The sequence below is a fragment of the Synechococcus sp. 8F6 genome (genome assembly GCF_002252665.1).
In the GTDB taxonomy this organism is placed as follows: domain Bacteria; phylum Cyanobacteriota; class Cyanobacteriia; order PCC-6307; family Cyanobiaceae; genus Cyanobium_A.
The window spans coordinates 40,103-54,754 of the sequence record NZ_NQKZ01000011.1 but is presented as its reverse complement, the minus strand read 5'-3'; the positions used below and the strand labels follow the sequence as shown (position 1 = coordinate 54,754).

The 14,652-nt window shown below is 63.0% G+C and carries 13 protein-coding genes; 4 read left to right on the top strand and 9 right to left on the bottom strand.

All coding sequences use genetic code 11. From position 1 onward, the window contains the following. Positions 1-3: 3 nt before the first annotated feature. The 3 genes from CJZ78_RS09495 to CJZ78_RS09485 are packed head-to-tail and all read left to right on the top strand — an operon-like array spanning position 4 to position 1,684. Positions 4-261, top strand: a complete 258-nt coding sequence (locus tag CJZ78_RS09495; RefSeq protein ID WP_094561023.1) for a Nif11-like leader peptide family RiPP precursor — start codon at positions 4-6, stop codon at positions 259-261. Beyond that, positions 261-680 carry a heme-binding protein gene (locus tag CJZ78_RS09490; protein ID WP_094561021.1) on the top strand — a complete coding sequence of 140 codons (420 nt, stop codon included), beginning with the start codon at positions 261-263 and terminating at the stop codon, positions 678-680. The genes CJZ78_RS09495 and CJZ78_RS09490 overlap by 1 nt, the downstream gene beginning before the upstream one ends. Positions 681-700: 20 nt before the next feature. Next, positions 701-1,684 (top strand): VOC family protein, encoded by a 984-nt coding sequence (locus CJZ78_RS09485; protein ID WP_094561019.1) that lies wholly within the window; start codon positions 701-703, stop codon positions 1,682-1,684. Here the strand turns inward: CJZ78_RS09485 and CJZ78_RS09480 are convergent. After that, positions 1,681-3,735: a glycogen-debranching protein gene (locus CJZ78_RS09480; protein WP_094561017.1), complete on the bottom strand. Its 2,055-nt coding sequence runs from the start codon at positions 3,733-3,735 to the stop codon at positions 1,681-1,683. The genes CJZ78_RS09485 and CJZ78_RS09480 overlap by 4 nt on opposite strands. Before the next feature lie 96 nt (positions 3,736-3,831). On the opposite strand from CJZ78_RS09480, the gene CJZ78_RS09475 reads away from it, so the two are divergent. Continuing rightward, on the top strand, positions 3,832-4,329 hold the full coding sequence (locus CJZ78_RS09475; RefSeq protein ID WP_094561015.1) for a DoxX family protein: 498 nt from the start codon (positions 3,832-3,834) through the stop codon (positions 4,327-4,329). A gap of 2 nt (positions 4,330-4,331) precedes the next feature. Here CJZ78_RS09475 and CJZ78_RS09470 read toward each other — a convergent pair whose 3' ends face one another. Genes CJZ78_RS09470 through CJZ78_RS09435 form a run of 8 tightly spaced genes read right to left on the bottom strand, consistent with a single transcriptional unit; the run spans position 4,332 to position 14,625 of the window. Further along, on the bottom strand, positions 4,332-5,972 hold the full coding sequence (locus tag CJZ78_RS09470; protein WP_094561013.1) for a GMC family oxidoreductase: 1,641 nt from the start codon (positions 5,970-5,972) through the stop codon (positions 4,332-4,334). A 60-nt stretch (positions 5,973-6,032) separates the two neighbouring features. Next, positions 6,033-8,723 carry a glucosidase gene (locus CJZ78_RS09465; RefSeq protein ID WP_143592891.1) on the bottom strand — a complete coding sequence of 897 codons (2,691 nt, stop codon included), beginning with the start codon at positions 8,721-8,723 and terminating at the stop codon, positions 6,033-6,035. Beyond that, on the bottom strand, positions 8,720-10,237 hold the full coding sequence (locus CJZ78_RS09460) for a GMC oxidoreductase (RefSeq protein WP_094561011.1): 1,518 nt from the start codon (positions 10,235-10,237) through the stop codon (positions 8,720-8,722). Before CJZ78_RS09460 ends, CJZ78_RS09465 begins: the two co-directional genes overlap by 4 nt. A gap of 27 nt (positions 10,238-10,264) precedes the next feature. Then, positions 10,265-10,858 carry a heme-copper oxidase subunit III gene (locus CJZ78_RS09455; RefSeq protein ID WP_094561009.1) on the bottom strand — a complete coding sequence of 198 codons (594 nt, stop codon included), beginning with the start codon at positions 10,856-10,858 and terminating at the stop codon, positions 10,265-10,267. Beyond that, on the bottom strand, positions 10,855-12,531 hold the full coding sequence (locus tag CJZ78_RS09450) for a cbb3-type cytochrome c oxidase subunit I (protein WP_094561007.1): 1,677 nt from the start codon (positions 12,529-12,531) through the stop codon (positions 10,855-10,857). Before CJZ78_RS09450 ends, CJZ78_RS09455 begins: the two co-directional genes overlap by 4 nt. A gap of 5 nt (positions 12,532-12,536) precedes the next feature. Then, positions 12,537-13,502 (bottom strand): cytochrome c oxidase subunit II, encoded by a 966-nt coding sequence (locus tag CJZ78_RS09445; protein ID WP_094561005.1) that lies wholly within the window; start codon positions 13,500-13,502, stop codon positions 12,537-12,539. Further along, positions 13,499-14,128, bottom strand: coding sequence for a DUF2231 domain-containing protein (locus tag CJZ78_RS09440; protein WP_094561003.1), 630 nt, complete (start codon positions 14,126-14,128; stop codon positions 13,499-13,501). The genes CJZ78_RS09445 and CJZ78_RS09440 overlap by 4 nt, the downstream gene beginning before the upstream one ends. Continuing rightward, a complete protein-coding gene (locus CJZ78_RS09435) occupies positions 14,128-14,625 on the bottom strand; it encodes a DUF2231 domain-containing protein (protein WP_094561002.1) in 498 nt (165 codons plus the stop codon). The genes CJZ78_RS09440 and CJZ78_RS09435 overlap by 1 nt, the downstream gene beginning before the upstream one ends. Positions 14,626-14,652 lie beyond the last annotated feature (27 nt).

Genomic DNA, 14,652 nt, shown 5'->3' with positions numbered 1-14,652 from the left:
ACCATGGCCCGCGACCAACTCGAAGCCTTTCTGACCACCGTCAAGGGGGATCCAGCCCTGCTGGAGCGCTTCAGCACTTGCCCCAACCTCAACGCCATCGCCGAGCTGGGGGCGACCATGGGCTACAGCTTCAGCGGCGTGGAGCTGGTCCAGCACCAGGCCGAAGCCACCCTGAAGCTCTCAGAAGCCGACCTGGAGGCCGCCGCCGCTGGCGTTGAACTTCAGGGGCACCTGTGGCTGGCAAAAATCGTCTGGAGCTGATGCGTCACCAACCCCACCTCGAGCTCGCCGACTGCCGCTCGATTGTCGCGGCCAGCCACCTGGCGGCCGACCAGCATCAGGCCTGCGTGTCGATCGCCGTCGTTGATGCTGGCGGCCACCTGCTGGTGCTCGAGCGCCGCGATGGATCCAGCCCGGCCAGCGCCGAGGCCGCCGTCGCCAAGGCCCGCATGGCAGCCCTCAACGGCAAGCCCACCGCGGCCCTGGAGGCCAGCATCAACGGTGAGCGGCCGGCGCTGCTGCAACTCGCAGGGCTCTTCGGACAACCAGCGGCCGCCATGGCTGGTGGCCTGCCCCTGCTGCAGGAGAACAGCTGCCTGGGAGCGGTCGGCGTGTCCGGCATGACGCCCGAGATCGACAGCAGCATCGCCGCCGCTGGTGCCCATGCCCTGGACACCTAACGATCGACAGCTCCTGCGCCATGGCTCTCCAGACTCCCCAAATCAGCAGCATCGGCTTCACCACAGCCAACGCTGAAAGGGCTGCCGATTTCTTCGAAACCAACCTGGGCTTCAGGCGTAGCGAAAGCCTGCTGGTGGAAGCAGGCCCCTATGCCCAGCTGGTGGGCCTGCCCGGCTCGCGGTTGAAGCTGGTGCAACTGCACCTGGGCGACGCCACCCTCGAGCTCACCGAGGTGCTGAGCCTGGGCGACGGCCTGCGGCCTGGGCGCCCGATTCCGGCCGATTCCCGCAGCTGCGACCTCTGGTTTCAACACATCTGCATCGTGGTGAGCGATCTGGACGCCGCCAGCGCCAAGGCGCGCCAGGCGATTGCCAACGGCTCCCTGGTGGAGGTGTCCACCGCCCCCCAGACCCTGCCGGCGTGGAACACCGCCGCCGCCGGCATCCAGGCCTTCAAGTTTCGCGATCCGGAGGGGCACAACCTGGAGCTGCTGCAGTTTCCCCCCGATAAGGGCGAGGCCCGCTGGCATGCCCCCCCGCCAGCCAGCGCCCCCTTCCTGGGGATCGACCACAGCGCTCTCTCTGTGGCCGACACCCCGCGCAGCTGCCGCTTCTACGACACGCTGCTGGGCCTGAAGCTGGGCGGCGATGGAGTGAACAGCGGCCCCACCCAGGATGGGCTCGATGGCCTTCAGGACACCCGGGTGCGCATCACAGGCCACCGCTGCCCCACGGGCGCCGGCGTGGAATGCCTCAATTACCAGCCCCCCAACAGCGGCAGACCCAGGCCCGCGGATCAGGGGGCCCAGGACCTGGCCCACTGGCAGATCCGCCTGCGGGTTGCCGATCTGGATCGCATCGCCACAGCCGCGGAGGCCTTCGGAGGCCAGGTGCTCCATGGCGGCGTGATTGCGCTGGGCGACCAGGCCGCCTTGGTAGGCAGCGAGCGCGCCCTGCAGCTGGCCGACCCCGATGGCCACCAGCTGCAAGTGATCCAGGGTTAGGCCGGTAACTCCACCACCAGCACCCGAATCGAGCGGGGGGCTACCTCGCAGTGATCCCCAACCACGGGCGGGCCGTCGCCCCAGCCCACAACATCGCCAGGGCTCGGCTGGGCCGTGTCGATCCAGTGGCGCCAAGGCTGGGAACCAGCATCGGCGGGGGGCAGCCCAAAGTCCAGCGGTTCCCACCAGGCATTGGCCATCAGATGCCGGCGGTAGCGATGGCAACTGCTGGTGATGGTGACCGCAAAGGAACGGGAAGCATCGCTCCAGTCGGGCTGACCCGGCACCACCCCATGCCAGGTCACCTGGTTGCGCAGGAGCAGATCCTCGAGCAACAGCTCCTGCCCCTCGAGCACAACATCACGACGGCTCCGGAAGGCGATCAACTGCTGCACGAAGCGCCGCAGATCTCCATGGCGCTCCACCAGGCTCCAGTCGAACCAACTGATCGGGGCGTCCTGGCAGTAGGCGTTGTTGTTGCCCTGCTGGCTGCGGCACACCTCATCCCCCATGCCCAGCATCGGGGTGCCATCCGCCAGCAACAACAGGGTGAAGAAGTTGCGCATCTGCCGCTGGCGCAGGGCCAGCACATCCGGATCCTGCGTCAGCCCTTCAACGCCACAGTTCCAGCTGGCGTTATCGCTACTACCATCACGATTGGCCTCGCCGTTGGCTTCGTTGTGTTTGGCGTTGAAACTCACCAGATCCGCCAGGGTGAAGCCGTCGTGGCAGGTGATGAAGTTGACGCTGGTCTCCGCCCGGCGATGCTCATAGCCGTAGATGTCGGGACTGCCGATCAACCGCTGGCTGACCTGGGGCACCATTCCCCCATCGCCCTTGAGGAACCGGCGCACATCATCCCGGAAGCGTCCATTCCACTCCTGCCAGTTGTCGCCAACGAAGCGACCCACCTGATAGAGCCCGGCCGCATCCCAGGCCTCGGCGATCAACTTGATGCCGGCTAACACCGGATCGGTGTCGATATCCCAGAGAATCGGCGGCAACGGTGAGGGCTGACCGGTTTCGTCGCGGGCGAGCACCGAAGCCAGATCGAAACGGAATCCATCCACATGCATGTGTTCCACCCAATAGCGCAGGCTGTGGCGGATCAGCCTCCGCACCACCGGATTGTTGGCGTTGAGGGTGTTGCCGCAGCCGGTGTAGTCGGCATAACGGCTGGGATCTTGATCCAGCAGGTAGTAATCGGCATTGGCAATCCCCCGATAGCTGAAGGTGCGGCCGGTTTCATTACCCTCAGCCGTGTGGTTGAACACCACATCGAGAATCACCTCGATGCCGGCGCGGTGCAACGCCTTCACCAGATCCCGAAACTCGTCGAGGGGGCCCAGGGGATCGCAGCGGGTGCTGTAGCCGTGATGGGGCACAAAGAAGGAGATCGGCTGGTAACCCCAGTAGTTGGGCAGCCCCGCTGGCGCGTCGTGGACATCGAACTGGAACACCGGCAACAGCTCCACCGCCGTGATGCCCAGCTCCTGCAGATAGGGAATCTTGTCGATCAGACCGGCATAGGTACCGGCCTTCGGCGCGGCCACTCCCGAGCTGGGATCAGCCGTGAAGCCCCGCACATGCAACTCGTAGATCACCGTTTCCCGGGCCGGACGGCGCAGGGGCTGGTCCCCCTCCCAGTCGTAGCCATCGGGATCGACCACCACACTTTTCATGGCACCGGCGGAGTCGCTCGGCATCGCCAGAGCTAATCCGTAGGGATCGATCAGCAGCAGGGAGGGATCAAAGCGCAAACCCCGCGATGGATCCTGGGGGCCATGCACGCGGTAGCCGTACACCTGGCCCGGTTGCAGCCCCGGCAGCCAGGCATGCCAGTAGTGGGAGGTGCGGTGCTGCTCTCCTTCAAGCTGCACCACCACAGCCGGCTCATCATCGTCCGGGCGATCAAACAAACACAGCTCCACCAGGGTCGCGTCCTTGGCATAGAGGCTGAAGTTGACGCCGCCATCACCCGGCGTGGCCCCGAGCGGAGCGCTGGATCCAGGGGCAGGCGTGCATCGGGCAGGGGGCGCGGAAATCACCATGGGTGCTGCCGGCACGACCGGATCTGGAGCCTGTGACGATCATGGCCAGGGTTGACTGAACTGGGTACGTTGAGCCCACCTTGCAGCCCAGAATCAATGGAGATCACCGTGGTGGAGCTGTTGGTGCCGGCGGCACCATCCACCCTGGCCCAGGCATCTCTGCTGATCCTGCGGCTGTTCCTGGGGATCTGCTTCATTCGCCACGGTTGGCCCAAACTGCGCAACCTCAAAACCTGGGCCACGGCGATGCAGACCCCCGAGTGGCTGTGCTTTCTCTCCGCTGCTTCGATGTGGGGCGCGGGCATCGCCCTGATTCCGGGCTTGCTCACCCCCCTGGCGGCCCTGGCCATCCTGGTGTCGATGGCCTATGCGGTGGTTGTGGAGCTCAAGGCGGGCTTTCCATTCATCGGCCCCGACCCTTACCAGATCCCCCCAGGCGATTACGCCGGCCCGATGGGGGTGGGTGACCCCCCCAGCTGGGAGAAGGCCGCCATGTATGTGGTGATGTGTGCGGTGCTGGCCAGCTGCGGTGGCGGCCTGTTCTCCCTCGACAACCTGCTGATCGCTGATCTGCTCAAAACGATGCTGGCCTGATCTCAGCGGCTGAGCCGCTCGCGCAGATGATCGCCCACCCGCAGGGCATTGGCGATGGCAGTGAGCGAAGGGTTCACCGCGCCGATGGTCGGCATGAAGCTGGTATCAACCACGTAGAGGTTGTCGAGGTCGTGGGCCTTGCAGTTGAGATCGAGCACTGAGGTGGCCGGATCACTGCCGAAGCGGCAGGTGCCAGCCTGATGGCCCACCGCCGCGATCGACATGTCGTTCTTGATATAAAACTGCCGCTCCACCAGGTGATTTTTGAGATAGAGCCGGTCGAGCATCCCCGTAAGCCGGCCGTAGAGTCGCTGGGCCGCCGTCTGGTTGTTGGGCGTGTAGGCCAGATGAATCTGACCCTCGCCATCCACGGTCACGCGGTTGTTGGGATCGGGGAGGTCTTCGGAGGAGATCCAGAAATCGAGAGCATGTTCGGCGATTTTGTCCATCGACCAACCCGGCATCAGAAAGGTTTCCAGCGGCGCATAGCCCTTCATGATCGTGCCGTTGGTCTTCCCCGTCATCTGGATGTTGCCCATCGGGTAGTCAAAGTCGGCATCACCGAGATACCAATCATTGATCGAGATGGTTTTCTGAAACACGGTGGTGTTCGGCTCATGGGCCAGGGCCACCATGGCCTTGCTGTTGTGGAACATGTAATGGCGCCCCACCTGGTCGGAGCTGTTGGCCAGCCCGCGGGGATGCTTGTCGTTGGCTGACATCAACAGCAGCCGGGCGCTGTTGGCAGCCCCACAGCTCACCACCACCACATCCCCACGCACGGTCATCGGTTGGCCATCGCGCTCCAGCTCGACCGCCTGCACGCTGCGGCCGGAGGGGTCGGTCTGCAGACGGCGCACATGGGCCCGGGTCAGCAGCGACACGTTCGGCGCTGCCAGGGCCGGCCGCATCCCCAGCACCTCCGCATCGGATTTGGCGTGCACCAAACAGGGGAAGCCATCGCAGCAATTGCACTTGCGGCAGCGGCTGAAGGGCATGTTGGCCTCATCCAGCATCACCCCACTGGGGGCATGGAACGGATGCAATCCGGCCAATCGCAGATCATCCACCAACTGCTGGATGCGGGGCTCATGGGCCACCGGCGGATGGGGGTACGGACCACTGCAGGGGGGCTCGGTTGGATCTTCCCCCCGCTGGCCGTGCACGTGGTACATCTCCTCGGCCCGCTGGTAATAGGGCTCAAAGTCGCTGTAACGCAGGGGCCAGGCTGGCGAAATGCCGTCGAAATGATTGAGCTGCTCAAAATCCTGCTGGCGCAGCCGGAAGTGAGCCGCGCCATATATCTTCGTGGCTCCACCCACGAAGTAATGGCTGCCGGGCTGAAACGGCTTGCCGTGCTTGTCGTGCCACACATCCTTGGACACGTAGCGCCCCTTCTGGAACACCTCCTCCGCATCCCAGTTCTGGGGCTCCTGGGGCAGCCAATCGCCCCGCTCCAGCACCAGAATCTTCAGCCCGCTGGGAGCCAGATGGCGCGCCAGGGTGCCACCACCGGCACCACTGCCAATGATCACCACATCAAAGTGGGCCCCATCGGCCACCTCCAACTGACCAGCTGCCGGCAACGGAGAGATGGCCAGGGAAGGACCGGGAAGCTCGCTGTGATGGGAGGCGTGGGTCATGGCTGAGCTGGAAGAATCGGAGAAGAATCAGGAGGCTTTGAAGGCTGAACAGATCAAGCGTTAACCAGATGAATAACGACTCAACTGGTTAACCATCTTGGCGACGGTGGCGCTCCATCCGGTCTGGTGGGAAGCACCCACACCACGGCCATTGTCTCCGTGAAAGTATTCGTTGAACTGGATCAGATCCATCCAGTGGGGATCCGTCTGGAACAACTCCACATCACCATTGAAGGCCCGCCGCCCGGATCCATCCCGCCTGAAGAGGCCCACCAAGCGCTTCTCGAGCTCAAGCGACACCTCCCAAAGATTGAGCCAGTTGCCGGAGCGCGTAGGGAACTCCACCTTGAAGTTGTCCCCGTAGTAATGGGCGTATTTCTGCAACGACTCAATCAGCAGGAAGTTGATCGGCATCCACACCGGCCCACGCCAATTGGAATTGCCCCCAAACATCGCCACAGGACTGTCCCCCGGGCTGTAGGCCAGGATCTGGCTATCGGAGCCCTCCGTGAACGAATAGGGATGGTCGCCGTACACCTTGGACAGGGAGCGGATCCCGTAGGGGGAGAGGAACTCCTCTTCGTCAAACAGACGCTCACAGATGCGTCGCAGGCGATCCTCCGGCACCAGGGTGTAGAGGATGCGGTCGTTATGCCACTGGCCGAGGTTGTGTTCCAACCAGGTGGGCGTGGTGTGCTCATGCACAAACCAGGCCATGCTTTTGAGCACATCGAGCACCGGTAGGCGACCGACGGTTTCACGGTCGAAACTTGCCACCGCCAGCAGGGGAACCAGACCCGAAAGGGTACGGGTCCGCAGGTAGTCGGTGCTGCCGTCCGGCCTCTTGATCACGTCGTAGTAGAAGCCATCGTCCTCATCCCAGTTCAGGAAGCCTCTTTCTGAACGCGTGTTGAGGGTGATGGCCAGTTGCGTGAAGTCGTAAACGAAGCGCTCGCAGGTGTCGGCATACTCAGGCTCCTCACGGCTCAGCTCCACCGAGATGTTGAGCAAATTGAGACTGAGGGACGCCATCCAGGCCGTGCCATCACACTGCTCAATGCGGCTGCCATCGGCCAGTGGAAAACGCCGATCAAACACGGCGATGTTGTCGAGACCCAGAAAGCCCCCCTCAAACACGTTGTCGCCGGAGCGATCGTTGCGGTTGGCCCACCAGCCGTATTCGAGCAACAGCTTGCGCAGGGCGGCCCGCAGGAAGGGCTGATCGGCCTGGCCGCTCTGCTTGCGATCGATCTGGTAAATCCGCATCGCCGCCCAGGCGCCGATCGGCGGATTGGGATCGGAGAGAGCCCACTCATAGGCGGGGGTTTGGGCGCTGGGGGCTGTGTAGTGGGGGCTGCGCAGCAACATCGCCTGCTGCTTCGCCATCTCTGGATCGAAGATGGCGAAGGCGACGGCGTGGAACATCAGATCCCACTGGCAGAAGTAGGGGTACTCCCAGGCATCCGGCATCGAGATCACATGGTGGGCGTGAAGTCGACTCCACAGAGCCGTATCGGTGTGCCAGCGGTTGGCCGGTGGCGTGGGCTGGGTGGGATCCCCCTCGAGCCAGCGCAGCACGCTCCAGCCGTAGTACTTCTTGCACCACAGCAACCCCGCCAGGGCGGAGCTGTGAATCAAGCGATCCTCGGGGTCTAGCCCCGGCAAGGTGTGCTCAAAGAACTGCACACACTCCGCCTCCCGCACCTGGAACAGCGCATCAAAAGCGGGCCCGAAAGGTGGTTCAGCATCGGCATTGGGCACGCGCCCATCCAACCGTTTCCGCAGGCGCAGTTCGACAACCCACTCCTCTGCCGGAGCGAGGGTGCGCTGCAACAAGCGGGCCGCCTTGGTGCCGCACTGGGCTGGATTGATCGCCTCTACCTCACCGCCGATCACATAACGGTGAAACCCATCCTTTTTAAAAGGGGTGGTATTGGGCTGGCCGTAGAGGCGCTGGTGGTTGGTCTCGTTGTCGGTGAACAACCAGGTGCCCCCATCCCGGCAGAGCAGCTCGTAGGCCCCCAAATTTGGAACGTCACCGGTAACCAGTGCGTCACCGTCCAGGCCCATCGGCTGGCGCTGCTCGTCGGGGTAGCCCCAGCCCCAGGTGTTGCGCAACCACAGGGTGGGCAACAGGGTGAGGGGGGCAGGATCAGGCCCGCGGTTGGTGACGCGAATGCGGATCAGCAGGTCGGTGGCTGAGGCCTTGGCGTATTCAATGACGACGTCGAAGTAGCGGCTGGCATCAAAGATGCCCGTATCCACCAGCTCGTATTCCGGCTCGCTGCGGCTGCGGCGGCCGTTTTCATCCACCAGCTGCTGGTAAGGGAATTCAGCCTGGGGATACTTGTACAGCCCCCGCATGAAGCTATGGGTGGGAGTGTTGGCGAGGTGGTAGTAGTAATCCTTGATATCTTCGCCATGGTTGCCCTCGGGGTTGCTCAGGCCAAAGGGTCGCTCCTTGAGGATCGGATCGACCCCATTCCAGAGGGCCAGGGAGAAACACAGCCGACACTGCTCATCGCAGATGCCCAGCAGTCCGTCTTCTCCCCAGCGATAGACCCGCGAGCGGGCCTGATCGTGGGGGAAGGAGCGCCAGGCATCGCCATCGGCGGAGTAGTCCTCCCGCACGGTGCCCCACTGGCGATCGGGCAGGTAACTGCCCCAAAGGGTCCAGGGCTGGAGGCCCTGGTCGCGCTCCAGGATGCGGGCGGCCTCGGGAATGGTGGTCACCGGGGGGGTTGACGTCATCGCAGGGATGCCTTGAGGCCATCGGCGATGCGCAGGGCATTGGCGATCACGGTGAGACCGAAGCCCATGGCCGGACAGGCCGGGAAGACACTGGCATCGGCGATGGTGAGGTTGGACACCTCGTAGCTGCGGCCCTGCAGATCCACCACCGAGGTGGCCGGGTTGTCGCCCATGCGGCAGCTGCCGCAGCTGTAGCCCATGGCCGATAGGGGCGCCTCGCCGCGGGGATGGGTGGGGGCTTCTTTCACCACATGGCAATCAGGATCGGCCTCCACCGCCTTGAGGGTGTCGATCCAGCGGTAGACGAGGCGGTCATGGGCCTCGCGGTTGTTGGCCTGATAGGTGATCTGAATGCGATCCCCACGCAGGCTGACGCGGTTGTGGGGATCGGGCAGCACCGGGCTCATCGCCCACCAGCTGATCGAGCGGGAAGCGAGCTGCTCGAGGCCGAAGTTGGGCAGCAGCTTGGTCACCAGCGAGAGCACGGGCGGCGACTCAGCAAACAGGGCATCCTGCAGAACGCCGCCGCCGTTCTGAATCGAACCCAGCGGGAAGGAAACGTTCTTGTCGCCCCAGAGATAGTCGTTGATGCCGTAACTGCGCCCATAGCGACCGCTATTGGGCTCGGTGGCGAGCTGCAGGATGGAGGTGAGCTGCAGCTTCATCAAGTTGCGGCCCACCTGGTCGGAGCCGTTGGCCAGGCCCCGGGGATGGCGATCGGTGGCCGAGCGCAACAGGATCGCGGCGCTGTTGATGGCCCCGGCCGCCAGAACCACCTGATGGCCCATGAACAACCAGCTCTGGCCATTCACCAGGGCCTCCACACCCCGCACCTCCGTGCCGGTGGGATTGACATGCAACCGCTGCACCTGGGCGCCGGTTCGTACCACCACCGCGGCAGAAGCGCGGGCGGGATCCACCCCGAACAGCTCCGCATCACCGGAGGGATCAGCCAGCGATTCCGACCAGCTCTGAGGCAGGGGATAGGGATTCACGCCCTGGCGGTCAAACGCCAAACGCAGCTCTTCGAAGAAGGGCTCAACGGGTTTGGGGGCGAGGGCGTAATTGCCGCTGGAGCGGGGCTCTGTGGGATCAACACCCCGCTGTCCATGCACGCGATACAGGCTTTCCGCCTGGTCGTACCAGGGCTCGAGGTCGCTATAGCTGAGCCCCCAGGCTGGCGCCTGGCCCTCCTGCAGCGCGAGGCCGGCCAATTCCTGCTCACGCAACCGCTCCAGCACGCCCCCCCAGATCTTGGTGTTGCCACCGAGCGCGTAGATGGTCTGGGGAGAGAACGGGTCCCCGTCGGTACCAAACCACTGCTCCTTGGGGTGATAGCGGTCCTTGCGGAAGAGGTCGACATCGGCCACGTTTTGGTCGGCCAAGGACATCTGCTGGCCACGCTCCAGCAACAGCACCGCGTGACCAGCATTGGCCAAGGACCTCGCCATGGTGGCGCCGGCTGCACCGCTGCCGATGATGATGACGTCGTAATGGCGGTCGTCGATGATCATGCGTAGGTGTTCAACAGGACGTGCAGCTCAAGTGCGCTGCCAGACGTAAATCAACACGAAGAGGATGATCCAGATCACATCCACGAAGTGCCAAAACAGGGATGTGGCCTGCACCCCTTGCTCTCCCCCCGCATAATTCTGGGGAATGAACGACTTCACCAGCATCAGGCCCATCAGGAACACGCCAGTGGCCACATGCAGGCCGTGAAAGCCTGTGAGCAAATAGAAGGTGCCCCCGAACGTGCCTGAAGTAAAGCCAAACTGCAGACCACTCCACTCAACGGCTTGGCCGTAAAGGAAATAGGCCCCCAGGGCCATGGTGACCAGCCAGAACGCCCGGAACCCCAGCAGGTTGCCCTTGGCCATGCAGCGCTCTGCCAGCCAGATGGTGCCGGAACTGGACACCAGCACCACGGTGTTGATCAGCGGCATACGCCACTCCAGACCCGCCACGCCCGCAGGCAACCAATTGAGAGCACTGGTTTTCAGAATGGCGAACCCACTGAAGAACGTCAGAAAAACGACGCTTTCAGAGCACAGAAAGATGATGAAGCCCGTGAGGTTGTGCTTGGGATGGGCGGTGTTGGAATCGGGTCTATTTGAATCAACGGTGGCGGTCATGTGCTGGCCTCCTGAAGGGTGAGCTCCCGTTCGATTTCGGCCTGATGGTCAACCAGGGGCTCACCAGTGCCATAGCCATAGGGACGACTAATCACGGTGGGCACGTGCTCACCAAAGTTGTCCTCCGGCGGAGGAGAGGGCAGCAACCACTCCAGGCCAATGGCATTCCAGGGGTTGTGGGTGGCCTTCGGTCCCCGCACCCAGGCGCTCACCATGTTGAGTAGGAAGGGAATGATCGACACCCCCAGCAGGAAAGCCCCCAGGCTGGCCAGCACATTCCAGAAGGCAAATTCCGGGTCGTAACTCGACACCCGACGGGGCATGCCCATTAGCCCCAGGGGATGCATCGGCAGGAAGTTGAGGTTGGCCCCAACAAAGGTGAGCAAAAAATGAAGTTTGCCAAGGCCCTCATAGGGCATGCGGCCGATGAACTTGGGAAACCAGTGGTAGATGGCAGCAAAGATGCCCATCACCGCCGCCCCATAGATCACGTAGTGGAAGTGGCCCACCACGAAATAGGTGTTCGACACATGAATATCCACTGGCACCGTGGCCAACATGATGCCGGTGATGCCCGCAAACACGAAGTTGAACAGGCCGCCGAGGCAGAACAGCATCGGCGTGGTGAGCCGCAATTTACCGCGCCAGATGGTGCCCAGCCAGGCGAACACCTTCACGCCAGTAGGCACCGCAATCAACATGGTGGTGAACATGAACAGATTGCGCATCCACTGGGCTACTCCGCTGGAGAAAAAGTGGTGCACCCACACCACCAGCCCCAGTCCCACAATAATGAATGAGGCCAGGCAGACATAGACATAGCCAAACAGCGGCTTGCGGGAATAAACGGGGAACAGCTCGGAGAAGATGCCGAACACCGGCAGGATGATCACATACACGGCCGGGTGCGAATAGAACCAGAAGAAGTGCTGATAGAGCACGGGATCGCCGCCCCCCTCCGGCTGATAGAAACTGGTGCCAAAGTTGAGGTCCATCAAGAGCATGATCGCCCCACCGGTGAGCGCCGGCAGACCGATCAACTGCAAACTTTGGGCTGCCAGGGCTGTCCAGCAAAACACCGGCATGCGAAAGAAGCCCATACCAGGGGCCCGCATCCGCAGAATCGTGGTGACGAAGTTCACCGCACCCATGATCGACGACACCCCCGAAAGCGCCACGGCAGTGAGCCAGAGCCCCTGGCCATTGACGAAATGCCCCAGAGGGTTCTGGGTGCTCACCGGTGGGTAGGACCACCAACCGGAATAGGCAGGCCCCCCCGGCACGAAAAAGCTGGCGATCAACAGAGTTCCGAAGATGGGAACCAGCCAGAACGCCACCGCATTGAGGCGGGGGAAGGCCATATCGGGGGCACCGATCATGGTGGGGATCAACAGATTGTTGAGCCCATTCAGCACCGGAAAGATGAACAGGAACAACATGATCGTTCCGTGCATCGTGTAGATGCCGTTGTATACGGTGCGATCAACCAGATCGGCGGCAGGCGTGATCAACTCACCGCGGATGATCATGGCCAGCAGGCCACCGATCAAGAAGAAGAAAAAGGCAACAACAATGTATTGGATGCCAATCACCTTGGCATCGGTGTTGAAGCCGAAATAACGGCTCCAGGACGCATCTTCGGGGGGACTGGGCGGGAAGGTGGTGGAGGTCATCGGGCTCAGGCGTCGTGCGGCAGGGTGTTGGATCCGGGAACGTTGACCTGGGGCGGTGGAGCCGGCGGCACGGTGGCCCAGCCGGGGTTCTTGAGCTGCTGCCGGGCTCCGAATTCCGCAACCGCATCACTGAGCCCGGGCTGCAGGGGCTGAGCGGCCGCCGTCTTGAGCCATGCCTGGTAAGCCTCGGGGCTCTCCACCACCACATCGGCCTGGTTGGCCGCAAACCAGGTGCCGCTGAACTGGGAGTCGCGCAGGCGATAGCGACCTTCGCGGCTGGGGGTGAGATTGAAATCAATGGCTCGGCCTGGGATCACATCCTGCTTGAGGCGGAAAGCCGGGATGTAGAAGCCATGAAGCACATCGTCGGACACCAGTCGGAACGTGACGGGCTGATCCACCGGCAGGTGGAGCTCGGTGGAGGAGACGTTGGCCTCGGGATAGCGAAACTCCCACGACCACTGCCGGGCAATCACCTCCACCTGCTCAGCCGGCAGCCGGTCGGCTGGGTAGCCGCCCTGGTCTTCGACCGGATTGGCCAGATGGATGTGCTCCATCGGGCCCAACACCCCCAGGCTGGTGTTCACCCGCATCGCATACACCGCGATCGCCATCACCAACAGAAGCGGAATGACCGTCCAGATCACTTCCAGGCGGGTGTTGCCCTCGATGGGCTCGGCATCGCTCTCGTCGTACTTCTCGGCGCGGTGCATCACGATCACCCACGCCATCACCGACAACACCCCTCCAAACACAAAGGTGCCAACGCCGGTTTCAAAGCTGAACAGCCCATCCACCAGGGGTGCGGCGCTGGAGGCCTGCACGGGCAGCCAGCGGTAGGCAACCTGGGACATCCACCAGCTCAGCACCACCAGCAGGGCGATCCAGCCAATCAAGGCCACCAGGCCCAGGCGGCTGATGGCTGGCCGGGAGCCAACAGGAGGTTTGGAGCGCCCTGACGTGTTGGTCATGGCAGAGCCTCCTTGAGATCGGCACCGGCGGCAAGCAGCTGGTCGGCGGTGACATGCACGCCAAACTCACCCGCCAACTCGGCTCCAAGGGTGCCGTGCAAACCGATCACCAGGAACAGCCCAAGCCCGACAAGCAGGTAAAGCCATTGCACCTGGCGTCCCATGTCGCGGCGCCAGACAAAGCGCTGATAGCCCCGCCACACCGTCATCGAGACGATCACCAGCAGGATCAGCACACCACCAACGCCATGCCACAGCATCGTCTCCATGCTCTGCAGTCCGATAGTGCTGGTGACCCCTGGCAGGGGCACCGCCAGCAGCATCTCGAAGAAGCCGGCCGCCACGGTGAAGAAGGTGACGATGGCGCAGGCCAGCAGGTTGTACCAACCCACATCGTGAAAGCCGCCGCGGGTCACGGGTAGCGCCAGAAAGCGGAACACCCGCTTCTCCACCGGATAGAGGGCACCGGCGATGTCAAAGGCGATGGCGATCACGAACAGGCCGATCGTGAGATGCACCAGGTTGGGGTGAATCGGCAAGCCATAGGGCAGCCCATTGGACCCCAGATCGGCTGCCAACTGCTCGATCGGTGAGCCCGCTGGGATGAATTCTGGTGCGCCTTCCATCACACCAGCCCCGCCCGCATCGCCTGCACCACCGGCACCGTGTGCAGGCCATACACCCAGATCAGCTGATTGCCGAGGGTGACCTGCACCACGATCAGGGCCGTCAGCAGGCCTCCAGCACCGAGGAAGGCCAGCGGCAGCTGCTGGGGGTCCTTGCTGCGGATCACGTAGCGCCACCCCGACATCAGCGACAACACCCCAGCCAGCGACCAGCCGATCGTGCTGTGCAGGTTGAGCAGATCGCGCGAGGCTCCGTAGGGATTGGCCAGTCCCGCCTCGATCTGGCCAAACATAATCGCCACAAAAATTGCTGCGGTGGCAAATAGCAGGTTCCAGAAGCTGACCTCAAACAGCGCTGGCCGGCGGGTCAACACACCGATCAGATCAAACACAAACGTGATCAAGCCCATGGCGATCACAAAATGCACCACGATCGGATGGATGGTGTCCATCCAGGGAAGGTTGTGGTCGTTGAGCGGCGGCAGCAGCTCAAGCATGGGGCCCTAACCAACACGGTTGAACTC